Source organism: Novosphingobium sp. BW1, assembly GCF_008107685.1.
GTDB lineage: Bacteria > Pseudomonadota > Alphaproteobacteria > Sphingomonadales > Sphingomonadaceae > Novosphingobium.
The window spans coordinates 343275-367888 of record NZ_VIRF01000078.1 but is presented as its reverse complement, the minus strand read 5'-3'; the positions used below and the strand labels follow the sequence as shown (position 1 = coordinate 367888).

Annotated in this window: 20 protein-coding genes; 11 read left to right on the top strand and 9 right to left on the bottom strand. The window is 64.7% G+C overall.

The features are described from left to right. Positions 1–90: 90 nt before the first annotated feature. Positions 91–2067 (bottom strand): lytic transglycosylase domain-containing protein, encoded by a 1977-nt coding sequence (locus FMM79_RS14015; RefSeq protein ID WP_148628044.1) that lies wholly within the window; start codon positions 2065–2067, stop codon positions 91–93. 104 nt (positions 2068–2171) lie between these two features. Between FMM79_RS14015 and dapA the strand changes: the two genes are divergently transcribed. Next, entirely contained in the window at positions 2172–3053 is an 882-nt protein-coding gene (gene dapA / locus FMM79_RS14010; protein WP_148628043.1) for a 4-hydroxy-tetrahydrodipicolinate synthase, read from the top strand. A 64-nt stretch (positions 3054–3117) separates the two neighbouring features. Here the strand turns inward: dapA and FMM79_RS14005 are convergent, their stop codons facing one another. Further along, positions 3118–5106 carry a S9 family peptidase gene (locus tag FMM79_RS14005; RefSeq protein WP_240339186.1) on the bottom strand — a complete coding sequence of 663 codons (1989 nt, stop codon included), beginning with the start codon at positions 5104–5106 and terminating at the stop codon, positions 3118–3120. Between the two features lie 277 nt (positions 5107–5383). Between FMM79_RS14005 and smpB the strand changes: the two genes are divergently transcribed. The 4 genes from smpB to recA all read left to right on the top strand — a co-directional run bounded on the left by smpB (position 5384) and on the right by recA (position 10517). Continuing rightward, the gene (gene smpB, locus FMM79_RS14000; protein WP_148628042.1) at positions 5384–5866 is read left to right on the top strand and encodes an SsrA-binding protein SmpB; all 483 of its coding nucleotides are present in this window, start codon (positions 5384–5386) and stop codon (positions 5864–5866) included. Between the two features lie 115 nt (positions 5867–5981). Further along, positions 5982–6584, top strand: a complete 603-nt coding sequence (locus tag FMM79_RS13995) for a DUF2062 domain-containing protein (protein ID WP_371710918.1) — start codon at positions 5982–5984, stop codon at positions 6582–6584. Continuing rightward, positions 6584–9046, top strand: coding sequence for an ATP-binding protein (locus FMM79_RS13990; RefSeq protein ID WP_148628143.1), 2463 nt, complete (start codon positions 6584–6586; stop codon positions 9044–9046). The genes FMM79_RS13995 and FMM79_RS13990 overlap by 1 nt, the downstream gene beginning before the upstream one ends. Positions 9047–9443: 397 nt before the next feature. Then, positions 9444–10517, top strand: a complete 1074-nt coding sequence (gene recA / locus FMM79_RS13985) for a recombinase RecA (protein ID WP_148628041.1) — start codon at positions 9444–9446, stop codon at positions 10515–10517. 296 nt (positions 10518–10813) lie between these two features. Here recA and FMM79_RS13980 read toward each other — a convergent pair whose 3' ends face one another. From FMM79_RS13980 to FMM79_RS13965, 4 genes are read right to left on the bottom strand one after another with little or no spacing between them, the layout of a single operon-like run. Beyond that, positions 10814–11068, bottom strand: coding sequence for a hypothetical protein (locus FMM79_RS13980; protein ID WP_148628040.1), 255 nt, complete (start codon positions 11066–11068; stop codon positions 10814–10816). 16 nt (positions 11069–11084) lie between these two features. Then, positions 11085–12062, bottom strand: a complete 978-nt coding sequence (locus FMM79_RS13975) for a threonine/serine dehydratase (protein ID WP_148628039.1) — start codon at positions 12060–12062, stop codon at positions 11085–11087. A 16-nt stretch (positions 12063–12078) separates the two neighbouring features. Next, entirely contained in the window at positions 12079–12717 is a 639-nt protein-coding gene (locus FMM79_RS13970) for a class I SAM-dependent methyltransferase (protein ID WP_148628038.1), read from the bottom strand. 4 nt (positions 12718–12721) lie between these two features. Continuing rightward, positions 12722–13951 carry a DUF3419 family protein gene (locus FMM79_RS13965; RefSeq protein WP_148628037.1) on the bottom strand — a complete coding sequence of 410 codons (1230 nt, stop codon included), beginning with the start codon at positions 13949–13951 and terminating at the stop codon, positions 12722–12724. 235 nt (positions 13952–14186) lie between these two features. Between FMM79_RS13965 and FMM79_RS13960 the strand changes: the two genes are divergently transcribed. From FMM79_RS13960 to FMM79_RS13945, 4 genes are all read left to right on the top strand, one after another. Continuing rightward, positions 14187–15398 (top strand): saccharopine dehydrogenase family protein, encoded by a 1212-nt coding sequence (locus FMM79_RS13960; RefSeq protein WP_148628036.1) that lies wholly within the window; start codon positions 14187–14189, stop codon positions 15396–15398. Positions 15399–15415: 17 nt separating this feature from the next. Continuing rightward, complete coding sequence (locus FMM79_RS13955; RefSeq protein WP_148628035.1) at positions 15416–15946, top strand: O-acetyl-ADP-ribose deacetylase; 531 nt, start codon at positions 15416–15418, stop codon at positions 15944–15946. Positions 15947–15952: 6 nt separating this feature from the next. Next, the gene (locus FMM79_RS13950; protein ID WP_148628034.1) at positions 15953–17155 is read left to right on the top strand and encodes a carboxynorspermidine decarboxylase; all 1203 of its coding nucleotides are present in this window, start codon (positions 15953–15955) and stop codon (positions 17153–17155) included. Between the two features lie 394 nt (positions 17156–17549). Beyond that, complete coding sequence (locus FMM79_RS13945; RefSeq protein WP_148628033.1) at positions 17550–18779, top strand: type III PLP-dependent enzyme; 1230 nt, start codon at positions 17550–17552, stop codon at positions 18777–18779. A 77-nt stretch (positions 18780–18856) separates the two neighbouring features. On the opposite strand, the gene FMM79_RS13940 is transcribed toward FMM79_RS13945, so the two are convergent. From FMM79_RS13940 to murI, 3 genes are all read right to left on the bottom strand, one after another. Further along, complete coding sequence (locus tag FMM79_RS13940; protein ID WP_148628032.1) at positions 18857–19954, bottom strand: NADH:flavin oxidoreductase/NADH oxidase; 1098 nt, start codon at positions 19952–19954, stop codon at positions 18857–18859. A gap of 158 nt (positions 19955–20112) precedes the next feature. Then, entirely contained in the window at positions 20113–21327 is a 1215-nt protein-coding gene (gene hemA / locus FMM79_RS13935) for a 5-aminolevulinate synthase (protein WP_148628031.1), read from the bottom strand. 372 nt (positions 21328–21699) lie between these two features. Next, complete coding sequence (murI, locus tag FMM79_RS13930) at positions 21700–22545, bottom strand: glutamate racemase (protein WP_148628142.1); 846 nt, start codon at positions 22543–22545, stop codon at positions 21700–21702. Between the two features lie 142 nt (positions 22546–22687). Here murI and plsY point away from each other — a divergent pair, with 142 nt between their 5' ends. Both plsY and dprA read left to right on the top strand, forming a co-directional pair. Beyond that, entirely contained in the window at positions 22688–23269 is a 582-nt protein-coding gene (gene plsY, locus FMM79_RS13925; protein WP_148628030.1) for a glycerol-3-phosphate 1-O-acyltransferase PlsY, read from the top strand. 19 nt (positions 23270–23288) lie between these two features. Next, positions 23289–24440, top strand: coding sequence for a DNA-processing protein DprA (gene dprA / locus FMM79_RS13920; RefSeq protein ID WP_148628029.1), 1152 nt, complete (start codon positions 23289–23291; stop codon positions 24438–24440). Positions 24441–24614: the final 174 nt, after the last annotated feature.

Genomic DNA, 24614 nt, shown 5'->3' with positions numbered 1-24614 from the left:
TCACCTTTCGCGCGCCTCCCGGGCTGAGAAAGGTGAGGTTGCTGCGTTTGGGGTCAAGGGGCGATGGCCCCTTGAAGCGTCCTTCTTCTTCTAGCCCGGAGTCCGTTTGCCCATCAGCTTGGAGGTTAGGTTGGGCCCCTTGTAGATCCCCTTGTTAGGGTACATCGCCTCGTAGACGGTCGCGTTCTCGAGGACGCGCATGACGTAGTTCTTGGTCTCGTAGAACGGGATCTGCTCGATCCAGTCGACCCATTCGATCTCGCCCTTGCGCGGATCGCCGTTGGCGCGCAGCCACTTGTTCACGTTGCCGGGACCTGCGTTATAGGCGGCAATCGCCAGCGGGCGGGCGCCCCCATAGTAGTCCATCATGCGCGCGAAGAAGCCGGTGCCCAGCTGGATGTTGTAGACCGGGTCGCTCGTCAGCTTGTCGACCGAATAGGAAAGGCCGAGCTTGCCTGCGGTCTCACGCGCGGTCGCGGGCATGAGCTGCATCAGACCGCGCGCGCCCGCATGGCTGATCGCGTTCTGGGCGAACTGGCTTTCCTGACGGGTGAGGGCGTGGGCCATGGTCCAGTCTGCGCCGGAGGGCAGCGGCATCGTCGGGAACGCGATGGCGCCGAAGGCATCGTGGCCTTCGCCGTGTGCGCTCTGGCCCAGGATCACGGCAAGGTCGCGCCGCCCGATTTCGCGTGCAAGGTCGGCGACGAGCTTGTGCTCGATTTCGGTCTCGGCCTGGCCTGCGATCTCGCGGAAGAACTGGATGCCAGTGCGCCAGTCGGCGCTGCGCGCCACGTCACGCACGGCCTTGGTGATCGGCCTTGCATTGAACTCGGCACGCTGGGCAGGTGTGGGCTGCGCGTTGGAGCGGGTGTCGAGATCGGGCAGCGGACGGCCAAGGCGTTCGAGCGAGAGCTGGCCGTAGAAATAGTGCGGGTACTGCGCGGCCATCTCAAAGTAGCGGCGCGCACCGCTTTCATCGCCCGCCTTGGAAAGCGCACGTCCTGCCCAGTAGAAGCCCTTGGAGCGGGTGCCGGGGGTCTGCGCGGCCGCTCCGTAGCGGTAGAACAACGGCGCGGCGCGGCGGGCATCGCCCAGCGACCACAGCGCCTTGGTGCCCCCTAGCCACACGAGCGAGGTATAATCGTCGCGCAGGCGGTAGGAGAGACGGGAGATGTCGGTGCCGGGAGTGAAGGCGTCGTCGATCGAAGCGGCGATGGCGACCGCGTTCGACGGGCCGGTGCCGCGCGCCGCGGTCAGCAGTTCGCGCACCCACTTCTCGGGTTCGGGAACGGGTTCGCGTAGCTTGGGACGGTTGACCAGGAAGGCGATGGCGCCGGGCAGGTTGCCGTGGCGGCGCGCCTGCGAGACGCGGTTGAAGGCGTAGCCCGGATCTGTCGCGACATCGCCCGGAAGATCAAGGCCCAGGGTGCCGGGCGCGGTCCCCTGAAGCAGCGCGAGGCGTTCCATGAAGACGGGGCGGCGGGCAGGGGAAACGAACGAGATCTGCCGTTCGGCCTGCGGCGTCTCGCCCTGCCACAGGAGCGCATCCATGCGCGCGTCGTGATCGGCCGGGGTGAGCTGATTCCGATAGAGTGAGAGCAGGGTGGTTTCCGCGTTCTCGGTCAGGTCGCCGCCGCGCCAGGCTGCGCGGGCCTTTTCCAGCGCATCGTCGCGGCGCACGGCGGCCAAGGCGGTCGCATAGCGGCCAGCCGCTTCGTTGCCGAGCGGGGGGAAGCGGTCGAAGTAGGAGAGTACGGTGCGCGGTTCGGGCGATTCGCGCAGCATTGCCTTTTCGGCGTAGCCGCGAATCTTCTCTTCCTGCGGATAGCCCGGATAGGTCAGCAGGAAGCTGGCGTAGGTGCCGAAATCGAGTCGGTCACTGGCCACCACGCGGCGCCAGTCGTCGATCGATTGGTGGACGCGAATGTCGATGTCCTGCGACTGACGGGCCCGCGCAAGGTCCCATTCCCGGGCCTCCTGGGCCGATTCCTGGGCCATGGAGGGCGAGGGGAGTGCGCCGAGCGCAACCGTCGCCAAGAGAGAAGAAACTCGCAACATACTGGACATCGTGGAGGGTGGCTCCTTATCAGGCCCTTGAACGTAAGGCTTGGCGTCGGGACATGTTCCCGATGGCCAGCCCGACCAATTGCGCATCACTAGGGGTAAAGTCCATGTTCTCGGGGTCCATACCGGCACTTGTCACACCGTTTCGCGACGGTGCGTTCGATGAAGCGGCGTTTCGCCGCCTGGTCGACTGGCAGATCGAAAGCGGTTCCTCGGCGCTCGTGCCGTGCGGCACGACGGGTGAGAATTCCACGCTTTCCAACGCCGAGCACCACCGCGTCATCGAAGTCTGCATCGAACAGGCCGCCGGCCGCGTCCCGGTCATTGCGGGCTGCGGCAGCAACGATACGATGAACGCACTTCTCCACATGAATTTCTCGAAGAAGTGCGGGGCCACCGCGGCCCTCGTCGTCGCGCCCTACTACAACAAGCCGAGCCAGGAAGGCCTCTTCGCGCATTTCGCTTATCTGGCCGAGCATGCCGAGCTGCCGATCCTGCTCTACAACGTGCCGGGCCGAACGGTCTCGGACCTGAAGCCCGAAACCGTTTGCGAACTGGCGCGCCGTTATCCCGGCAAGATCATCGGCATCAAAGACGCGAGCGGCGACCTCAGCCGCGTAACCGATCACCGCATGGGGATCGGCAAGGACTTCTGCATGCTCTCGGGCGACGATGAACTGGCGCTGCCCTTCAACGCGGCCGGCGGAGCAGGCTGCATCTCGGTGACGGCGAACGTCGCGCCGGCGCTGTGCGCCGAGTTCCAGGCGGCTTGCGCGGCCAATGACCTCGCCCGTGCGCGTGAGCTCAACGATAAGCTCTATCCGCTGCACTACGCCATGTTCGAGGACAGCTCGCCGGGGCCGTGCAAGTACGCGCTGGCGCAGGTCCACGACTGGATGGAAAACGAACTGCGCCTGCCGCTCGTTCCCTGCAACGACACGGCCCGCAAGGCCGTGGACGAGGCACTGGTTCACGCCGGTCTGCTCTGAGCCTTCCGGCCAGACACCGATGAAAAACGGGGGCGCACCGCAAGGTCGTCCCCTTTTTTCGTGGTCAGTCCGCCGGGTTATGCTTCGCCACGAAGCTGACGACGACTTTCAGCATCGCCTTGCGGGTTTTGGCGCGTGAGAGCCAGTGATCCTCTTCGTCGAGCACCACGATTTCATAGGGTTTGCCCGCGTCCTTCAGCGCATCGGCCATCTTGCTGCTCTGCTCGAAGGGCACGACCGTATCGTCCTTGCCGTGCACGAGAAGGATCGGGGCGTCGGCATCCTCGGCATGGCGGCGGGGTGAGATCGCGTCGAAATCGTCCCTGTCGCCCAGGTCCTCCTGGAGGGAATTGCGTACCATGCGCGAACTGCCGCTCTCGTAAACGTCGGTGCGGTACATGAGCCCAACGTCCGAGATACCCGCGACCGAGGCCGCGCAGCGATAGAGCCCCTGTTGCAGAGTTACCCCGGCCAGCGCCGCATAGCCGCCGTAGCTGGCGCCCACGATGCAGGCCCGCGTGGGGTTGATGATCCCTTTCTCGGCGAGCGCTTGTACGCCATCGGAGATGTCAGTCTGCATGGCGCGGCCCCACTGGCCATGTCCGGCGTTGCGCAGTTCGGCCGTTCGGCCGGTCGAGCCTCGAAAATTGGGCTGGAACACGGCGTAACCGCGCGAGGCAAAGGCCTGGGCCCACCAGTCGAAGCCGACCTCGTCGCTGGAGTGCGGACCGCCGTGGGGCAGGACCACCAGCGGCAGGTCGCGCGCTTCGCGGCCCGGAGGCAAGCTGAGCACACCATCGAGTTCGAGGCCGTCCCCTGCGGTGTATCCGAACGAGGAGACCGGGCCGACCTGCGCAGTGTCGATGGGCGGGCGATCGTTGCCGATGGCGTCGGCCCTGCGGCCCGGAACATCGACCCGATACCAGGTGCCGCTGTCGGCATTACCTTCGGTATGGACAAGCACCTGGTCGAGGTTCGCCGTCCAGTCCACGAGGCGTGGGTTGCGACCGGGAAAGGCCTTGAAGATCATCGCCAGCTTGGTGTCTAGCTGGGGATCGAACATGACCGTTTTCGCGCTCTCGCCCGCTTCGCGGTAGCCCATGATCTGTCCATTGCCCGGATCGGTGTACAGCCGTTCGATGGCGATGCCTGACAGATATTCGACGGCTTCGCCGCCTGCGAGGGGAACCTCGAACCAGCGGTCGCGGCCTTCTTCGTCGCGCAGCTCATAGACGATGGTGCGCCCGTCCTTGCCGAAGGCGATGAGCCCGGCGCCATGGGTGGGGTCGTTGCCCCGGGCCAGTTTGTTGCCCTGCGCATTGACGATGTCCCAGGCGCCTGTGCGGGTGTTGATGTCGAGCGTGGCAGCTACCACGCCCTGGCCGTCGACCAGCCAGTCGCGCCAGTGATCCTCACTGGCTGCACGCGCGGCATGGTCCGCCCGGTTGCGCGCCAGATCCACGGCGTAGAGTGTCGGGCGGCCGTGGTTGAACTGCGGGTCGCCCATACCGCGTACGCTCAGTTCGATGCCGCCGTAGTAGCCGATGGTCTTGCCATCAACGCGGCGGATGCCATGCGCCCCGCGCGTGGTATCCGCGATCCTGCGCGTGTTTCCAAAGACAAGCCCGGTGGCGTTATCGGGATTGAGCGGGACGATGATCGTGCCAGTCAACTCGTACTTGGAGGCCGTGAAATTCATGCCCAGCGACACCGTCGCCGAATTGGTGATGAGGATCGTCTCGTCGTCGGCCCAGGTCAGGCCGCGAAACTTGTTGGTGCCCATTGGCACGCGCTGGATCGGCTGGATCTGCGAATCGAGAACGAACAACCAGAACTGCCCGCCGGAGTAGCGGATCGAAGCGGTCCGGGTGCCGTCCGGCGATATTGCGATATCGACAACGGCGGGAAGGTCGCCATAGGCATCAAGCGCGGGCAGTTCGGGCGCGGTGGCGAGGGCGGACGAGGAGCCAAAAGTCGGCATGGCGGCGAAAAGAAGGCCGCTGCCGACAAGGTGCGCCACGGTGCGCCGTTTCTGGCGACTGTATGCTGGCATATCGAAATGAGGTCCCCTTAGCCGGTCCCCCATGACCGACAGGACGAGAATAGCCCGCGATGTCGTAAAATCCAGATTTGCTTTCAGAGAGTTAATATAATTCGTATGGACGAAGCAGTCCCGCACAGGCACGCGTGCCCTGTCCGCCAGGCGAGAGGGAGTTGGCTTTGCTTCGCCCAATTTCCGCAGGCACGTGAGGGGCATGCCCTCCCAAAGTCGGGCTAATCGTTTTCAGCCGTTTCTTTTTGCCGCGCGCATCACTACATGCGCCTTCACCATGGCACGTCCGCAACGCACTACATTCGACAAGACCAAGACCGTCGCCGAAAACCGCCGGGCCCGCTTCGATTACTATATCGAGGAAAAGTTCGAGGCCGGCATCGCGCTGACGGGCACGGAGGTGAAGTCCCTGCGCTTTGGCGAGGGCTCGATCGCCGAATCCTATGCCGAGATCAGCGGCGGGGAATGCTGGCTGATCAACGCCAACGTGCCCGAATTCAGCCACGGCAACCGATTCAACCACGAGCCCAAGCGCCCGCGCAAGCTCCTGCTGCACGAGCGCGAAATCGCGCGTCTGCAGGGCGCGGTCGAACGCAAGGGCATGACCCTCGTACCGCTCTCGGTCTACTTCAACAGCCGGGGCCGGGCGAAAGTCGAGCTCGCACTCGCCAAGGGCAAGAACGCCGCCGACAAGCGCAACACGGTCAAAGAGCGGGACTGGAAGCGCGAACAGGGCCGCTTGCTGCGAGAACACGGATGATCACCGCCTTCGGGCGCCAGGCACACCGGTTCGACCGGCACGTGCTGGCCCAGGATCAGATCGCGGCCAAGTGCCGCCCGGACCTGCGCCTACGTCATGAGGGCGGTTTGGTCTCGTGAGCCACGGATCTCTCCTCCACCGTATCTCGGCCGCGCTGCGAAAGCGTATGCCGAGCCGTGAAGACGTGGCGGGGAACAAGTGGCTTGCGCCGGTCGCTGGACGCGCGCTCAGCCCCGAGCTCTGGCGCTTTACCCGCCGCTCGGTGCCGCGCGGTGTGGCGCTCGGTCTGTTTGCAGCCTTCATCATCCCGATCGGGCAGATCTTCCTGGCCTGCCTGTTGGCCTTTCCAGCCCGCGCGAACGTGGCGGTCGCCGCGCTCCTCACTTTCGTGACCAACCCGCTGACCTTGCCCTTCTGGTTCGTGGTTGCGAACCGCGTAGGGCACTTCTTCCTGAAGCCGGGAAGCGCCGACGAGGTGGTGCAGGCCGCAGCGCAGGGCAGCAGCGTGTGGAACGACGTCAACTGGTTCGCCCATTCCGCAGGCCAGGCCGCGCTCGGCTTCGTTATCCTGGCGATCGTCAGCTCGGCACTGGGCTATCTTGTGGCGGGTTGGGTATGGCGGTACTGGATCGGGCATAAGCAGCGCGAGCGGCGTCTGCGCAAGCCGGGCACGCGTGGGCGCACCCCGCCGGAGATGAGGACGGAACAGGACGAGTGATCTCAGTCGAGGATACGCCGCAGCCTGAAAGCCGCCGCTCTCTGATCGATGTGCTGGTCGTGGTCGGCGCCCTTGCCGCCAGCCTCGCCCTGGTTTGGGTCCTGACCCGCGATCCGGTGCTGAGCGCGGTCTTTGGCGGGGCCATGTTCGTTTTTGCAGGACTGTCCTTCGTTCTGTCCCGACGCGGTGGCGAAGTTGCCAGCCCTGATTTCGCCCAGCCCGACTGGTCGGTGACGGTCGCCGCGATCGAGCGACTCGACGTGGCTGTGGCGATTACCGACAGGGCCGGGCGGCTGACCTGCGCCAACACCGTATTCGAGACCCAGTTCGGGGTCGCGAGCGCACCGCCGATGCTGGCGCTTGATGTCCCCTCGCAGGAGCGGCTCGCCCAGGCCACGCGCATGGCCCTGCGCGATGGACAGGCCGCGTGCGATGTCGCAGCCGAGGCCCCAGCTGGGCTCGGTCCTTCGCTCTGGACGGCGCAGCTGCGCCGGGCCGGTCGCGGTGACGATTTCCTGATCTGGACCTTTACGCCCCAGTCTGCGCCGGATCTTGTCCGGGGCTTTGTGCAGCATCTCGAAGGCGGCCTTGGCCGGGGGCTCGCGCGCGCGGGAATCGCTGCGGCGCTGGTCGAGCCGGATGGCACGATCCAGGCTACCAGCGCGCTCTTTGCGGAACAGGCGGCGGGCGATCCCGAGGCAAGCCTTGCTGGAAGCGACTTCATCGAACTTCTCGCCCGTGACGAGGACGACACGATCAGTTGGGCCCACAGCGAAGGTCACGGCGAGCCGATGGTTCTCTACGCCGTGCCGGTCGCAGACCCCGATACGCCTGATCCGCTGGACGAGACCACGACACCCTCGCTGATGCTGGCGGTTCCCGCCTCGCAGGGGATCGGCGCCCGCGCCAATGGCAGCGGAGCCTCTCCGCACCTGGAAGCGCTTCTGGCACAGCTTCCGCTGGGGCTTGCCATGGCGGATCGCGACGGCCGCCTGCTCTTTGCCAACTCGGCCTTCATGCGGGCCGCAGGCCGTGAAGGCGAGGACGCGCCGACCTATCCCACCGACCTTGTCGTGCGTGAGGACAAGCGGGCGCTCTCCGAAGCGATCCGACGCTTTGCACAAGGCCCGTCCAGCGCGGGCGACATCGCCGTGCGCCTGTCCGCACAGGCGGAGGATCCGGTTTCGCTCAGTCTGGCAGGCGTGCGCGGCCTGGGCGATGCGGCAGTTCTTCTGGGCCTGACCGATACCTCGGAGGAAACCCGCCTCAAGCGCCAGGTCGCGCAGGCCACCAAGATGCAGGCCGTGGGCCAGCTTGCGGGCGGCGTAGCCCATGATTTCAATAACGTGCTGACCGCGATCCTGGGCACCTGCGATCTCATGCTGATGCGCCATACACCCGGCGATTCGGATTACGACGACATCCAGCAGATCCGAGCCAATTCCAACCGCGCGGCCTCGCTGACGCGCCAGCTTCTTGCCTTCTCGCGCCAGCAGACGCTGCGCCCGGAAGTGCTCCAGTTGCCCGATGTCGTGGCCGACGTCGCGCAGATGCTGCGCCGCCTGATCGGTGAAAAGATCGAACTGGTGGTCAAGCACGACCGGGACCTGGGGCCGGTGCGCGCCGACCCTACGCAGCTGGAGCAGGTGATCGTCAACCTGTGCGTCAATGCCCGCGATGCCATGCAGGGTCGCGGCGACGGTTCCGGCAAGCTCACGCTCTCTACCCGCAAGGTCCTGACGAGCGACGCGCGCACCTCGCGTAGCGAGATCATCCCGGCGGGGGATTACACCGCGCTCATTGTCGAGGATACGGGCGGCGGCATTCCGCCCGAGGTCATCGGTAAGATCTTCGAGCCGTTCTTTACCACCAAGGAACAGGGCAAGGGCACTGGCCTTGGCCTCTCCACCGTCTATGGCATCGTCAAGCAGTCGGGAGGCTTCATCTTCGCCGAAAGCGAACCGGGCAAGGGCACGCGTTTTGTGGTCTACCTGCCGGTCTACCATCCCGCGCCGGGTGCGCAGGTGGAGGCCGACGCGCCCGAGGTCCAGGCCGAGGCCGAGCCGAGCCAGTGGGCCGGGGGAGGGCGCATCCTGCTCGTCGAGGACGAGGTAACCGTGCGGATCATCGCCGAGCGCGCGCTGCTTCGCCAGGGCTACGAGGTGACCTGCGCCGAAGATGGCGAGGATGGCCTTGCCAAGGTCGAGGACGTGATTGCGGCCGGGGGCGGTTTCGACCTGGTTGTCTCCGACGTCGTCATGCCCAGCCTCGACGGGCCCGGCATGGCGCGCGAGATCCGCGCCATCGTGCCGGGCATGCCGGTGCTGTTCATGTCGGGCTATGCCGAGGAGCAGCTGCGCAAGGAAATCGGCCTCGCCAATGCCTGGTTCATGCCCAAGCCGTTTTCGGTGCAACAGCTCTCCGAAAAGGTTGGCGAGGTTCTTGCCCGCACAGCAAAGTAGCATCGAGTCCGCGCGCATCTGTTCGAAACTGTGGAAACGCGCGGTTCGTGCATCGGCGTCGCTGCGGCCACGAAGTGCAGGCCTTCATGACCGGAGTTGGCATGAGGCAAGTGACGAAAGAGGGCGAAGGCGTACAGGCGATCACCTGAGGGTGGTAGCGGTGTGCGCCGCCGAAAAGCCACCATTTCAGAAGGCCTAGGGGTAGGTTCATGTGCGACCACCGCGTCTACCTCTCCGGAATGCGCAGGGCCGGTGCGCCGCGCCGCACGGCCATCGGCTGGCGGTTAAATTTTGTTCAAAAGCAGATGTTCTCATCTTGTTCGCGTAGAACAAATAGAATACATAGCCCCGGTGACGTTGACCTTTCCGGTCAGCCCGGTAGCACAGGGGAAGTTTTATGGCTGCTCAGCTCAAGCTGATCCAGGAAGGCAAGGAAAAGGACGCGATGGACCGTCAGAAGGCGCTCGACGCGGCACTCGCACAGATCGACCGTGCGTTTGGCAAGGGCTCGGCTATGAAGCTGGGCTCGAAGGAAACGATGCAGGTCGAGGCAATCTCGACCGGTTCGCTGGGGCTCGACATCGCGCTCGGTATCGGCGGCCTGCCCAAGGGCCGCGTGATCGAGGTTTATGGCCCGGAAAGCTCGGGCAAGACCACGCTCGCGCTGCACGTCATTGCCGAGGCGCAGAAGAACGGTGGCACGGCGGCGTTCGTCGACGCCGAGCACGCGCTCGACCCGGTCTACGCCAAGAAGCTGGGTGTGGACATCGACGAACTGGTCGTCTCGCAGCCGGACACCGGCGAGCAGGCGCTGGAGATTACCGACACTCTGGTGCGCTCGAACGCCATTGACGTGCTTGTGGTCGACTCGGTCGCCGCGCTCGTTCCCCGCGCGGAAATCGAAGGTGAGATGGGCGACAGCCACGTCGGCCTTCAGGCCCGCCTGATGAGCCAGTCGCTGCGCAAGCTGACCGGCTCGATCAACCGCTCCAAGTGCATGGTGATCTTCATCAACCAGTTGCGTATGAAGATCGGTGTCATGTACGGCAACCCGGAGACGACGACGGGCGGTAACGCGCTCAAGTTCTACGCTTCGGTCCGTCTCGACATTCGTCGCACTGGCCAGATCAAGGACCGTGACGACATCATCGGCAACTCAACGCGCGTGAAGGTGGTGAAGAACAAGGTGGCCCCGCCTTTCAAGCAGGTCGAGTTCGACATCATGTACGGCGAAGGCATCTCCAAGATCGGCGAGATCCTCGATCTGGGCGTGAAGGCGGGTATCGTCGAGAAGTCGGGGTCGTGGTTCAGCTACGACTCGATTCGCATTGGCCAGGGCCGTGAAAACGCCAAGAACTTCCTTAAGGAAAATACGGAAGTCTGTGAGCGTCTCGAAAAGGCGATCCGCGGTCAGCGCGAGGGTCTTTCCGAGGAGATGATGGTCGGCCCCTCGGCGGAAGACGAGGAATAGATCTTCCCATGCCTCCGCCGCCAAGCGGAGGAAGGCGCGATCGAAGCACAAAAAGAGCCCCGGCCGAAAGGTTGGGGCTCTTTTCGTTTCGTCGTGATAGGGCGAGATGAAGTTCGGGAATCTAGGGGATGAAGAACAAGAAGCTGTCAATTCAAGGGGCTATTGCCCCTTGATCCCGGAGCGGCCGACCTAACCTTTCTCAGCCAGAGGGGGCGTGTTGCAGGTGGTCTGGACAGGTCGGGGCGCCCGAAAGCGATGGCCTTCGTGCTCCATCCTTCAAAGCTTGTGAACCTGTCTCAGGAACTCCGATCCAGCAGGTCGAGGAAATTGCGCGCAGCCTCGCGTTCGGCTTCGTCCTTGAAGGCGACGTCGAGGTCGGGGGCCTGTCCAAACATGTACATGAGCGCCCAGAGCGCAAAGCGGCGTCCGGGATCTTTCTCCATGCCCAGGTCAACCCTCATTTTCTCCAGTCCGCTCTCGAGCGCGCCGGGGCTGATGGTGGTGGGATCGTCGGTGCCGAAGTAGCGGCGCAGTTGGTCGTTGAAATCCATGGCGTGGGCTCGCGTGTCAGTCGGTGGAGGTCAAGACCTTTGCGTAGGCCTGCGCGTCGGTATTGCCGCCAGACAGGACAACGGCGGTCTGCGGGCCGACCTCGACCTTGCCTGCAAGGACGGCAGCCAGCGCAGCCGCGCCGCCTGGCTCGACGACCAGGCGTAGTTTCTCGAAGGCAAGGCGCTGGGCGCGGCGCACTTCGGCAGGCGAAACCGCCAGCCCGAAGGGGCAGTGCAGCGAAAGCACCGCGAAGTTGATGGGATGTGTTGCCGGTGTCTGCAGCGCATCGCATGCTGTTGGCGGCGCGTCGGGCCCGACGGGGAGGATCTTTCCTGCCGCAAGGCTGCGGCAGACATCGTCCCAGCCTTCGGGCTCAACCGGGACGATCGCCGCGTCCGGGCAGGCAAGCGCAAGGCCTGCGGCCAGTCCGCCTCCGCCGCAGGGGGTGACGATCCGATCAGGGCCCAGCCCGGTCATGCGTCCCATCTGCGTGGCGATCTCGATCCCGACCGATCCCTGACCCTCGATCACCCAGGGGTCACCGAAGGGATGTACGAGCGTCGAACCGCGCTCTCCGCAGAGCTTGCGGGCCACCTCGTCGCGGTCGACACCGCCCGGACGGTCGTAAAGCACCACTTCGGCACCAAGGGCGCGCGTGTTGGCCAGCTTCACGGCGGGCGCGTCGGTGGGCATGACGATGGTGGCCGCAATGCCCAGCTTGCGCGCGGCCCAGGCGATACCTTGGGCGTGGTTACCGCTGGAAACCGCGAGGATCCCGCGTGTGCGGGCCTTGGCGTCAAGATCGGTCAGCCGGTTCCAGGCGCCCCGGATCTTGAAGGCCCCGATGGGCTGCAGGCACTCGGCCTTGCACCAGAGCGTGGTACCTTCGATTTCGAGGGGGAGGAGGGGCGTTTCGGGCAGGATCTCGGCGACCTTGCGGGCGGCGAGTTCGACGCCTTCGTGCGTCGGATGGCGTAGATGGGGCTCGGACATGCCCCGCTTCATAGCCTCAGCGCGTCAGCCGTACCAACTGGTAATAGCGCATGGGGCCGTCCTGAATGTCGTAGGCAAGCCCGTGGGCATGGGCCAGGTCATTGGCGACATCGTGGAGGGCATGGCGCGGGCAGACGTGGAACTTAGCCAGCCAGGCCCGAAGCGCGCTCCGGGCGGGTTGAGGTAGGCCCGCCCCATCGCCAAAGTCGACAATATGGAGTGAGCCGCCCGGGGCGAGGCAGGCGGCTGCATGGGCAACGCAGGACTGCCAGTCCGGGATCATCGAGATGGCGTAGGAAAGGACGATCCGGTCAAAGCCCTCCCGCCCAAACAGCGCGATGGGATCGAAAGCCATCGCATCCCCGAGCGCCAGTTCGCCCTGGCCACCCAAGCGCTTGCGCGCGCTCTTGAGCATCTCGCGCGAGATATCGAGGCCGAACGGGCGGACACCCGGCCAAGCCTGAGTGATCCGGGCAAGGTTGCGCCCGGTTCCGCAGCCCAGTTCGAGCACGGCCATGCCGGGGCCTGCGTCCAGTTCGCGGATCAGCCGGTCGCGCCCGAACAGGTAGTACTTGCGCGTCAGGTCATAGATCGGGCGCTGCCAGCGGTAGATCGTGTCCATCAGGCGCGCGTGATCGTGGGGCTGGCTGGCCATGGCCCTATCCCTTGCGCACGTAGAGGTGGACGCCGCCATAGATCGAGGAGCGGTCCGCCTCGGTCGTGCGGCGTGATTCGTCCTCGCGGTAGTCCCAGCAATCGAGAATGGCCTCGGGCAGCCGGCCGGGCAGCAGCGTGGGCTCGGCGGCAGTGCGAAAAAGGACGCGCGCGCCAGGGGCGGCGACGCGGGTCATCTCGTGCCACAGGTCGGTCAGCTGCGTGTCGCTCATCCAGTCCTGCGCATCAAGGAGGATGAAGCGGTCGAAGGCGCCGTGATCGCTTGCGCGCACGATGTCGGTGAAATTGGCATGTTCCACCTGCACACGCTCCAGGCGGTCGCGCACCGCCTGGATGTTGCCGCGCTGGAGGTAGGGCGGGAGCGGGGCTTCGCAGCTGCGGCCATAGCCGCGTGAAAAGGCCTGCCAGGCAAAGTAGTTGTCGTTGACCGGAAAGCCGCAGGCGAGCTTTTCGAGGCGTGCGCGCAGGACATCGGCCATGCGCTGCTCGCCACCCAGCGCGTCGTACTGGGCGGGCGGAATGCCAAGGCCGAAGAGCGAGGCGGGATGGTTGGTGAGCCAACGCACGAGGCGGCGCTCGAAGACAGGGGCGAAGCGCTCGTCGAACAGGCGGCGCTGTTCCTCGACGCTTTCCGCGCCAAGGATTTCGGCCGGATCGAGGCGATAGAGGCGCGCGATCATGTGCGCGGCCCCGATGAACCCGCCGAGCAGGCCCTGCTTGTAGATCCCGCGCGTGAACGCGCGGATACGGCGGCGCCCGACAAGATCGCGGCCTTCCCAGTAACGGCGCGTCGTCTCGTCGAGGTGCGGGGCAAGCCGCTCACGGTAGATTGCGACATTGCCCGGATGGTCAGCCTCGGCGATGAAACGGCGAAGCTCCGCGTAGGTGGTGAGTTCGCGGATCGCGACGTGCTTCAGCTTGTTGAGCGCAACGTGTGCGGTGTTGAGGTCCACTACCGTTACAGAGGCCGGGTTCGCAGTGAGGTAGGACAGCGCGTTGCAGCCCCCGCTTGCAATCGTGAGGATACGGCTGTCGCTCTCGAGCGCGAGCGCCTCCATGTCCGCAACCGGGTCCTCCCAGATCTGCGCGTAGACCAGTCCCTTGAAGGCGAGCGCGAAGGCCTTGTCGAGCAACTTGGCGCCCGCGCGTGCGTCGCGGCGGACGACGGCGCCTTCGATCAGGTTGGCTTTCGCGGCGGGAGCGTGGGCGGTCATGCGGGATGTCACGGGCAGGATGTCCTTTGCCGATGTGCGGGTGTGTCGCGTCTCGTGACCGCTGTGCCGCCTTCGCGTGACCGCGCGATGACGTCTCGGGGACGCTTTATGACACGACTAAAAGCGCACCTGCGGGCACCTTGATGTGCAAATCGGGGAGGGCGCGCAGTTGAGTTGTCACGCAGGACCCTTATATGCGGGCCTTTCCCCGGCTCGCGGCGAAGGAGAATGACAGGTGAGCAAGGTTCTGGTGATCGGCGCAGGTGGCGTCGGCTCGGTCGCGGTCCACAAGATGGCCATGAATCCCGATATCTTCAGCGATATCCATCTTGCAAGCCGCACGGTTTCCAAGTGCGAGGCGATTGCCGAATCGGTCAAGGACCGCACCGGCGTGTCGATCAGCACCTACGCCATTGACGCCGACGATGTCGCGGCAACTTCGGATCTGATCCGCCAGCTCGGTCCCGAGCTTGTCGTCAACCTCGCGCTGCCCTATCAGGATCTGGCGATCATGGATGCGTGCCTGGCGACCGGCGTCAACTACATGGACACCGCGAACTACGAGCCCAAGGACGTGGCCAAGTTCGAGTACCACTGGCAGTGGGCCTACCAGGATAAGTTCAAGGACGCGGGCCTCACCGCGCTGCTGGGTTCGGGCTTCGACCCGGGCGTAACCAGCGTGTTCGCGATGTGGCTCAAGAAGCACAAATTGAAGACCATCCGCACGCTGGACATCCTCGACTGCAACGGCGGCGACCATGGCCAGGCCTTCGCGACCAACTTCAACCCGGAAATCAACATCCGCGAAGTGACCGCGCCCGCGCGCCACTGGGAGAACGGCGAGTTCGTCGAGACCCCCGCGATGGCGAACAAGCAGGCCTTCGACTTCGAGCAGGTCGGCCCCAAGAACATGTACATGATGTACCACGAGGAACTGGAAAGCCTCGCCAAGTTCCTGCCCGAGATGGAACGTGGCCGCTTCTGGATGACCTTTGGCGATGAGTACATCAAGCACCTGACCGTGCTGCAGAACGTGGGCATGACCCGCATCGATCCGGTGATGTATAACGGCGTCGAGATCGTGCCGTTGCAGTTCCTCAAGGCCGTGCTGCCCGAGCCCAGCTCGCTCGGCTCGACCACCAAGGGCAAGACCAACATTGGCGATATTGCGACCGGCGAAGCGCTCGACGGTTCGGGTGAGAAGACGTTCTACATCAAGAACATCTGCGATCACGAAGACGCCTTCGAGGAAACCGGGAACCAGGCCGTCTCCTACACCACGGGCGTCCCCGCGATGGTTGGCGCGGCTATGCTGCTGACCGGTAAGTGGAAGGGTGAGGGCGTGTTCAACATGGAGCAGTTCGACCCCGATCCGTTCCTGGAGATGCTGGGCGAGCAGGGCCTGCCCTGGCACGTCGAGGAACTCGCCGAACCGTTGCCGTTCTGATCGCACGAGGCGCGTCGATGAAGCTGGGCGCCACCTGTGTCGAGGTCTGGCAGGGGGACATCACGCAACTGGCGGTGGATGCCATCGTCAACGCGGCGAATTCCTCTCTGCTGGGCGGTGGGGGCGTCGATGGCGCGATCCACCGCGGTGCAGGGCCGGAACTCCTTGTCGAATGCCGCGAACTGGGGGGCTGCCCAACCGGGGAGGCGCGCCTGACAGGAGGCCACCAGCTTCCAGCGCGCCACGTCATCCACACCGTCGGGCCGGTCTGGCATGGCGGCGGGCAGGGGGAGGCGGAGCTTCTCGCCCGATGCTACCGCTCCTGCATTGACCGGGCCCACCGGGCGGGGCTGCGCACACTAGCCTTCCCGGCGATTTCGACCGGGGTTTATGGCTATCCCGCTGCGATGGCGGCGCAAGTCGCCGTTGGTGCAATTGCCCAAGCGCTTCGGGAACGTCCCGGAGCTTTCGACACTATCACGCTGGTCGGCTTCGACCGGCACGCCACGGCCGTGCTCCGCGCGGCACTGGCCGCGCAGGAGGACTAGGGAAACATGGAAACCAAAGCCGGTGATCCGGGCGCCTTTGCCCATTTCGATCTGTCGCGTGTCGACAGCCCTGCCTTCGTGGTCGATGCGGCCAAGCTGCGTGCGAACCTGCAGATCCTGCAGGACGTGGGTGAGCGTTCAGGTGCCAAGGTGCTCTCGGCTCTGAAGGCGTTCTCGATGTGGTCGACCGCGCCGATCATTGGCGAGTACCTCGATGGCGTGTGCACCTCGGGGCTGTGGGAAGCGCGCCTGGCGAGCGAGTTCTACGACGGCGAGATCGCGACCTACTGCGCGGCCTACAAGCCCGACGAACTGGACGAGATTCTGCGCCTGTCGGACCACGTCATCTTCAATTCGCCGCAGCAGATCGTGCGCTGTTCGGCGATCATCGCGAACGCGCGGGCGCGCGGCGAGACCTTCGACATCGGCCTTCGCATCAATCCGATGCAGCCCGAGGGCGAGGTCGCCAAGTACGATCCCAGCGCGCCGCACTCGCGTCTGGGCTTTCCCATCGACCAGCTCGCCGAAGAGCATGTCGAGCTTGTCGACGGCATCCACTTCCACAACTTGTGCGAGCAGGGCTTCGGCCCGCTCGATCGCACCTGGGACAAGGTGTTCGACTACCTCGAACCCTTCTTCGGTCAGCTCAAGTGGATCAACGTGGGCGGAGGCCACCACATCACCCGCGCCGATTACGAGCGCGAGGAACTGATCACCTTCCTGTCCGACATGGCCGAGGATACCGGCGCGGAAATCTACATCGAGCCGGGCGAGGCCGTAGCGCTCGATGCGGGCATCCTGATCGGCACCGTGCTCGACACGGGTTGGAACGGCATGCCGGTCGCCATTGTCGACATCTCGGCCACCTGCCACATGCCCGACGTGATCGAGGCACCCTACCGCCCGGCCATGCTGGGCGAGATCCCCGCGGCCGATCACGGCATGGTCGATGAAGGCGAGGGCGGGGCAATCCGTCTGGGCGGTCCCTCGTGCCTCGCGGGTGATGTCATCGGCGATTATCGCTTTCCCAAGGACCCGCAGCCGGGCACGCGTTTCGCGTTCCTCGACCAGGCCCACTACTCGATGGTCAAGACCACGACCTTCAACGGGGTCGCGCTGCCCTCGATCTGGCTGTGGGATTCGGAGACGGATGCGCTCGAGTGCGTCCGTCGCTTCGACTACGAGGATTTCCGCAGCCGACTGAGCTGAGCTTTGGTTGAAACGCACGCCAAGGCCTGTTAGGCGCGCGCCCCTCAACTGGTCCCGAACCGGGGCCGGGTGGGCACGCACCACGCGAATCGTGCGGAGCGTCTCATTAAGTCATGCGTTCGGAACGGCTGATAGAGTCGGTTCGAGGTGCACGCGAGAGCGTTGCCGCGCGGACCGATGGTCTGCAACATCGTGTTGTTACGGAAAGGAAAAATTTGGCTGATTGGCAAGCTCTTGTACGTGTGAACCGACATTTGTGACGGTTTCGTGAAATCTTTGGTTTTTCACTTGCGATTCAGCGCATCAGTCTTATATCCGCCCCTCGCTGCCCCATGGGGACTTCCAAACCGCAAGGCAGCTTTGTCGCTAACAATTTCGCTGGGGGTCCCTTGAATTGCTCCAACATCTCGACGCACCGGCCGTAGCGCGCGAAATCGCGCCTGACGAACCCGTTATCCTGAACCGCCCGCATGCAGCGGCGCGCGCGGCCCGATTCTTCGCCTCGAAGTTTCCGGGCAAGTCGCTCTATGCGGTCAAGGCCAATCCCTCGCCCGATCTGATCCAGATCCTGTGGGACAACGGGATCTCGCATTACGACGTGGCCTCCATCACCGAAGTGCGCATGGTCCGCGCGACGCTTCCCGAAGCGACGCTGTGCTTCATGCACCCGGTGAAGACGGCGAGCGCGATCCGCGAGGCCTATTTCAAGCACGGTGTGCGCACTTTCAGCCTGGATACCCAGGAAGAGGTCGACAAGATCGTGGCCGCAACCACCGACGAGAACGGTGTGCGTGCCAAGGATCTGCGCCTGTGCGTGCGCCTGCGCGTCTCCTCGGAGTATTCCGAACTGAGCCTTGCATCGAAGTTCGGCGTCGACCTTGTCGATGCGGGCCAGCTGCTCCAGTCGACCCGGCAGGTCGCGGACTGGCTGGGCGTGTGCTTCCACGTCGGCAGCCAGGCGATGACGCCCTTCGCCTATGTTCAGGCGCTGGAGCGCGCGCGCGCCGCAATCGCCGATGCCGGTGTCGTGATTGACATGATCGACGTGGGTGGGGGCTTCCCTTCCAGCTACCCGGGCATGGAACCGCCGCCACTCGAAGACTACTTCGCGATCATCCACCGCCATTTCGAGGCGATGCCGATTGCCTACAACGCGGAGCTGTGGTGCGAGCCCGGCCGCGCACTTTCGGCCGAGTACAACTCGCTGATCGTGAAGGTCGAGAAGCGTCGCGGCGAAGAGCTCTACATAAACGATGGGGCCTATGGCGCGCTTTACGACGCCGCGCACGTGGCCTGGCGTTTCCCGGTCCGCCACATCCCGCGCGATGTCGACAACGACAATTCGGCGATGGACGCGGCCGAACTGGAAGCCTTCTCGTTCTATGGCCCGACCTGCGATGATGCGGATTTCATGGAAGGCCCCTTCATGCTGCCCCCGGGCATCAAGGCGGGCGACTGGATCGAGGTCGGTATGCTGGGCGCCTATGGTGCGGCGATGAAGACCGCGTTCAATGGCTTTGGTGGCGCGGAAGTCGTCATTGTCGAGGATGAGCCGATGGCCAGCCTCTACACCGGCGACCGGTCCGACCCGCGCGTGTCGGACAACGTGGTCTCGCTGCGTTGAGGCTGCACTCTCGAACGGAATGAAAAAGGCCCCCGGAACAATGTGTTCCGGGGGCCTTTTTCATGTAGCTGAGAGCCCTATGCGGAGAACAGGTCCTTGAGGCGATGGGGCTGGCACCGCAGGTACTGCGGCGCGGCCTTGACTTGCGCGCCAAGCGCGGCGGCGGCGTGCCAAGGCCAGCGCGGGTCGTAGAGAACCGTACGTGCCAGCGCGATCATGTCGGCATCGCCCGTCGCGACGATGGCTTCGGCCTGTTCGGGCTCGGTAATGAGGCCGACTGCGATGACGGGGACGTTCACCGCTGCTTTCACGGCGCGGGCCAGCGGCACCTGGTAGTTGGGGCTGACGGGGATCTTCTGGTCCATGTGGAGCCCGCCGGAAGAGATGTGCATGGCCGCAACCCCGCGCGCTTCCAGTTCCTTCGAGAAGGCCACAGACTGTTCGACGTCCCAGCCGCCCTCGACCCAGTCGGTGCCCGAGATGCGCATGGTGACGGGCTTTTCGGCCGGAAAGGCCGCGCGCACGGCGTCGAAGACTTCAAGCGGGAAGCGCATGCGGTTTTCCAGGCTGCCGCCGTATTTGTCGGTGCGCTGATTGGAGAGGGGCGAGAGGAACTGGTGGAGCAAGTAGCCGTGCGCGCCGTGAAGCTGGATGGCATCGATGCCAAGGCGCGCAGCGCGCATGGCAGCCTGGGCAAAGGCATCGCGCAGGCGCACCAGGCCCTCGATGTCGAGGGCGGTGGGGGCGTTGTCATCGGCATCGAATGGAATGTCCGAGGCCGAGACGGTCTGCCAGCCGTTTGCTGCGTCAGGGGCGATCTGACGGCCGCCGTCCCAGGGCTTCTTGCAGCTGGCCTTGCGACCCGCGTGGCCCAGCTGAATGACGATGGGCATGTCCGACCAGCGCCGCACCGATTGCAGCACCTTGTCCATCGCGGCTTCGGTCGCATCGTTCCACAGGCCGACGTCGGCATAGGTAATGCGCCCTTCCGGGCTTACCGCGGTGGCTTCAATGGTGAAGGCGCCTGCGCCCGATTGCGCGAGCTGGCCGATGTGCATCGCGTGCCAGTCGGTCATGCAGCCCTCCTGTGCTGAATACTGGCACATGGGGGCGATGACGATACGATTGGAAAGTGTGAGATCGCCCAGAGTGATCGGCGCGAAAAGTTTTGCCATTGGGTCCTCGGATCAACCGGCCGCGAGATGCGCGGCCCTTGCGTGACCCTTTAGATGGGACCTTGCAGGCATAAGGGAAGGGGGCGCGGGCCGGGAGCTATCCGGCCCGACTAAAAGGAATTCTCTGACGTGCAGGGCAGGGGCAGGGGCGAGTGCGCTCAGGCGGCCTTGCGCATCTCCAGGCGTTCCCAGATCTCAACCAGGGCGCGGGTGAGGTCGTCCATCATTTCCTCGGTGTGTGCAGGGCCCGGGGTGAAGCGCAGGCGCTCTTTGCCGCGCGGCACGGTCGGGAAGTTGATCGGCTGCACGTAGGCACCGTATTCGGCGAGCAGGATGTCACTGATCTTCTTGGCCTTGACCGGATCGCCCACCATCAGTGGCACGATGTGCGTGGTCGAGTTCATGACCGGAAGGCCGGCCTCGCGGAACTTGGCCTTCATCATTGCAGCCGACTTCTGCTGCGTCTCGCGCTCGACGCTCGAGTTCTTGAGGTGCTTCACCGAGGCGAGCACCCCCGCAACCAGCACCGGCGAGAGCGAGGTCGTGAAGATGAAGCCGGGTGCGTAGGAGCGGATGCAGTCGATGATCTTCTGGTCGGCGGCGATGTAGCCACCCATGACGCCGAACGCCTTGCCCAGTGTACCCTCGATGATATCGATGCGGTGCGCGGCCTTGTCGCGGTCGGTGATGCCGCCGCCGCGCGGGCCGTACATGCCCACGGCGTGGACTTCATCGATGTAGGTCAACGCGTTGTACTTTTCGGCAAGGTCACAGATTTCGTGGATCGGGGCGACGTCGGCATCCATCGAATAGACCGATTCGAAGGCGATCAGCTTGGGAAGTGCCGGGTCGGTGTCGGCCAGCAGTTCCTCAAGGTGTTCGAGGTCGTTGTGGCGAAAGATCTTCTTGGGGCAGCCGGCGTTGCGGATGCCGGCGATCATGCTCGCGTGGTTCAGCTCGTCCGAGAAGATCACGCAGCCCGGCAGCAGTTTGGCCAGCGTGGAGAGCGTGGCGTCGTTCGAGACATAGCCCGAAGTGAAGAGCAGCGCGCCTTCCTTGCCATGCAGGTCGGCCAACTCGGATTCGAGCTCGATGTGGTAGTGGGTGTTGCCGCCGATGTTGCGCGTCCCGCCCGAGCCCGCGCCCACGTCGTGCAGCGCCTCTTCCATGGCTTCGATCACCTTGGGGTGCTGGCCCATCGCAAGGTAGTCGTTCGAGCACCACACCGTGATCGGCTTGGGACCGTTGTGGCCGGCAAAGCAGCGTGCGTTGGGGTAAGCCCCCTTGTTGCGCAGGATATCGATGAAGACGCGGTAGCGACCTTCGGAATGGAGACGGTCGATAGCCTGGTCGAAAATCTGATCGTAGTTCACGAAAGCCTTGTCCTGCTCTACGCCGTTATGCCTTTTTGCTTTGCGCCGGCTTAACTTTTGCCTCTATCCGCCCCTCGGTCCAGTCCTTTCCGGACTTTCCGATGGAAAGACGAACTCTACCCCGTATCGCGGGCCAATACATTATCCCTTGGTCCATGACCAGAACGTTGTCCCATATAGACGTCTTGCCGGTGTGCGGAAGTGGACGCCTTGTCCTAGCCGTGATGCCGGTTTTCTACCGTTTTGCGAAAGCTTCTACGGTTCTCGGCGCGACTGGCCTATTGCTGGTCTGAGACTTGCAAACATTGATCGCCATCAAGGTTTGCAAGGAGTTTCAATCCCAAGCGCGCAAAAGCATCGCGCGGGCGCGTATCAGAAGCGTTCGATGGTCTTGAGCCCGAAGCGGGTGAGGGCCGTGCTGTAAGCGCGCGCGGCCACTGGATCTCCGGTGAAGAGCGCGCGGTCCGGGGCGCGGCGGGAAAAGGCCTGTTTCTGCGTCAGCCGTGCGACTTGCCGCGCAATCCCCTGCGCGCCATGGACGAAGCGCACCTCCGGGCCGAACGCACCGGAGAGTTCCGGCTCCAACAGCGGGAAATGGGTGCAGGCCAGCACCACTGTGTCGATTTTCTCGCCGCCCGGCATCGCGCGCAGCGCGTCTGCCGCGCGGGAAATGGCCGCGGGATCGACAGGCTCGCCGCGCAGCTTGGCTTCGGCGGCCCCCACCAGCTCAGGCGCGCCGTGGCGCAGGAGTTGCTGGTCGGCGGCAAACTCGCGCTCGAGCCGGTCGACATAGCCCTGCCGGATCGTTGCCTGCGTCCCCAGAAGGCCAATAACACCTGTCTTCGTCATGGCGGCGGCAGGCTTGATCGCGGGCACCGTGCCGACAATCGGTGTTTCGAGCACCTCACGTACCATGCCCAGCGCGATCGTGGAGGCGGTGTTGCAGGCGATACAGATGAGGCGGGGGCGGAAACGTTCGGCCATGCGGCCGAGAAGGCCCGCCACGCGCGCGGCGACCTGAGCCTCGGTCTTGGTGCCGTAGGGCAAGCCGGCGGTGTCGGCGGCGTAGAGAATCGGGGCCTCGGGCAGAAGGCGGCGCACTTCGTCGAGCACGGTGAGACCGCCCACGCCCGAATCGAACAGAAGGACCGGCGCGCTTGCATCCGCGCCGCCTCTGTCCGCCGTCACCGTGTCCGCTTCGAGAATTTCGCCTGCCATCACTTTGCCTTGAGCCATGTCTCAGTTAGCCGCGATAGCGCGCATGTCGCAACGCGGGAAGCGGCAACTGGTCGCATTGTGGGGGCACTTACGCGTGCAAGATGTCTTCGCCTTGCCTTCCAATCGGGCTATGGCGCGCGCCATGGATTGGATTCTTGCTCTTCTTGTCGGCTACGGCTTCGGCTCGGTGCCCTTCGGTCTCATGCTCACCCAGCTTGCCGGGATGGACGATCTGCGTTCCATCGGTTCGGGCAATATCGGCGCGACGAATGTCTTGCGCACGGGTAACAGGAAGCTCGCGGCCGCGACCCTTCTGCTCGATCTGGCCAAGGGCCTGGCGGCGGTGTCGATGACCGCGCTGCTCTGGCCGGAGTGGACCTGGCTGGCCGCGCTCGGCGCCTTCTTCGGCCACTGCTTCCCCATCTGGCTCAAGTTCAAAGGCGGCAAGGGCGTGGCGACCACCGCGGGTATCGCTTTTGCTTATGCTTGGCCCATTGGTCTTGCCTACGCGGTTGCCTGGATCGGCCTCCTTGCCGTGGTGCGCATTTCCTCGGTTGCGGGGATGAGCGCGGCTGTCATCGCGCCGCTCGTTGCCTATCTTGTCGGCCAGAATGAGGCTGCGATGGTGCTTGGGGTTATTGCCCTTGTCGTCCTCTTCCAGCATCGTGCCAATATCGCGCGGCTGATCGCGGGGACCGAACCCAAGGTCGGCAGCAAGAAGTAGAACGTATCTGCGGGGGCGAATGGACGAGGCGAAGGCGCCTACGGGCACGGTCGAGAAGGAACGGCTGCAACTGAGCCAGGAGGAGGCCTTCGCGCGCATCCGCCTGCTGCGCTCGCCCAATGTTGGGCCCGTCAGCTACCGCCAGCTTCTGAGCCGTTTCGGCAGCGCTGTCGCGGCGCTCGAGGCGCTGCCCGATCTCGCCGGGAAAGGGGGCAAGCGCTACACCGCTGCCCCGGTCAAGCGCATCGACGCTGAGACGTCTGCGATGCGCAAGCTGGGCGCGAGATACCTTTTTCATGATTCGCCAGACTATCCGGCTTTGCTCACACAGGTCAGCGGCGCGCCGCCGATCCTGACCTGTATGGGCGATCTTTCGCTCCTGCATCGCCCCGGCGTTGCCACTGTCGGCGCGCGCAACGCCTCGGCCGCCGCGGTGCGGCTGGCACGTGATTTCGCCTATGGCCTGGCGCAGGCCGGATTTACCGTCGTCTCGGGCCTTGCCCGGGGCATCGACGGGGCCGCACACCAGGGCGCGCTCGCAGCGGGCGGCGCGACGGTGGGCGTGATCGCGAGCGGTATCGACATCGCCTATCCTCCCGAGCACGAGGCGCTCCAGGCCGAGATCGGGGAAAGAGGCCTGCTGCTTGCCGAACAGCCCTGCGGAACCGAGCCGCTGGCGCGCCATTTTCCTGCCCGTAACCGCATCATCGCCGGGCTTTGTGCGGGCACGCTGGTGGTGGAGGCCGCGCCCAAGTCCGGCTCGCTCATCACCGCCCGGTTGGCGGGCGAGATGGGGCGCGAGGTCATGGCGATCCCGGGCTCTCCGCTCGATCCGCGTGCCCACGGCTGCAACGGCCTCATTCGCGATGGGGCGGTGCTGGTCCAGTCGGTCGAGGACGTGGGCGAACTGATCACCGCTTTCGATGGCACCTCCCCCCGCACCACCTTCCGCGAGGAGGCCGAGAACTGGGACGTCTCCGAGGAAATCGCGCCGGTGGATGACAGTCCGGCCGAGATTGCCGATCTTCTCACTACCGCGCCTGTTGGCGTTGACGAACTCATTCGCCAGACCGGGGCGAGCCCGTCGGCTGTGCAACTGGCCTTGCTCGAACTCGAACTGGCCGGGCGCCTGACCCGTCACGCTGCGGGCCGGGTCAGTCTTTCGGGGTAGGCGGCCTCTCCTTCGAAACCGGACCTTGTTCCTCGGGACGAGGGTTCCCACCTTTGCCATCGCGCCGTCACGCATTGGTGCTTGACGAACGGTTCATCCGATTCCCACCCTATGCGTACACACATACACGTGTATGTGCATGCGCACGCACGTGAGGGGCATACTAGAAAGTCT

Coding starts and splice junctions, on each gene's coding strand:
- FMM79_RS14005 (WP_240339186.1), bottom strand. CDS start 5,106: ATGCCAGCATACAGTCGCCAGAAACGGCGCACCGTGGCGCACCTTGTC.
- smpB (WP_148628042.1), top strand. CDS start 5,384: ATGGCACGTCCGCAACGCACTACATTCGACAAGACCAAGACCGTCGCC.
- FMM79_RS13970 (WP_148628038.1), bottom strand. CDS start 12,717: ATGGCCAGCCAGCCCCACGATCACGCGCGCCTGATGGACACGATCTAC.
- dapA (WP_148628043.1), top strand. CDS start 2,172: ATGTTCTCGGGGTCCATACCGGCACTTGTCACACCGTTTCGCGACGGT.
- FMM79_RS13940 (WP_148628032.1), bottom strand. CDS start 19,954: ATGGCAAAACTTTTCGCGCCGATCACTCTGGGCGATCTCACACTTTCC.
- FMM79_RS13980 (WP_148628040.1), bottom strand. CDS start 11,068: ATGGATTTCAACGACCAACTGCGCCGCTACTTCGGCACCGACGATCCC.
- murI (WP_148628142.1), bottom strand. CDS start 22,545: ATGGCAGGCGAAATTCTCGAAGCGGACACGGTGACGGCGGACAGAGGC.
- dprA (WP_148628029.1), top strand. CDS start 23,289: ATGGACGAGGCGAAGGCGCCTACGGGCACGGTCGAGAAGGAACGGCTG.
- FMM79_RS13955 (WP_148628035.1), top strand. CDS start 15,416: ATGAAGCTGGGCGCCACCTGTGTCGAGGTCTGGCAGGGGGACATCACG.
- plsY (WP_148628030.1), top strand. CDS start 22,688: ATGGATTGGATTCTTGCTCTTCTTGTCGGCTACGGCTTCGGCTCGGTG.
- recA (WP_148628041.1), top strand. CDS start 9,444: ATGGCTGCTCAGCTCAAGCTGATCCAGGAAGGCAAGGAAAAGGACGCG.
- FMM79_RS13975 (WP_148628039.1), bottom strand. CDS start 12,062: ATGTCCGAGCCCCATCTACGCCATCCGACGCACGAAGGCGTCGAACTC.
- FMM79_RS14015 (WP_148628044.1), bottom strand. CDS start 2,067: ATGTCCAGTATGTTGCGAGTTTCTTCTCTCTTGGCGACGGTTGCGCTC.
- FMM79_RS13950 (WP_148628034.1), top strand. CDS start 15,953: ATGGAAACCAAAGCCGGTGATCCGGGCGCCTTTGCCCATTTCGATCTG.
- FMM79_RS13965 (WP_148628037.1), bottom strand. CDS start 13,951: ATGACCGCCCACGCTCCCGCCGCGAAAGCCAACCTGATCGAAGGCGCC.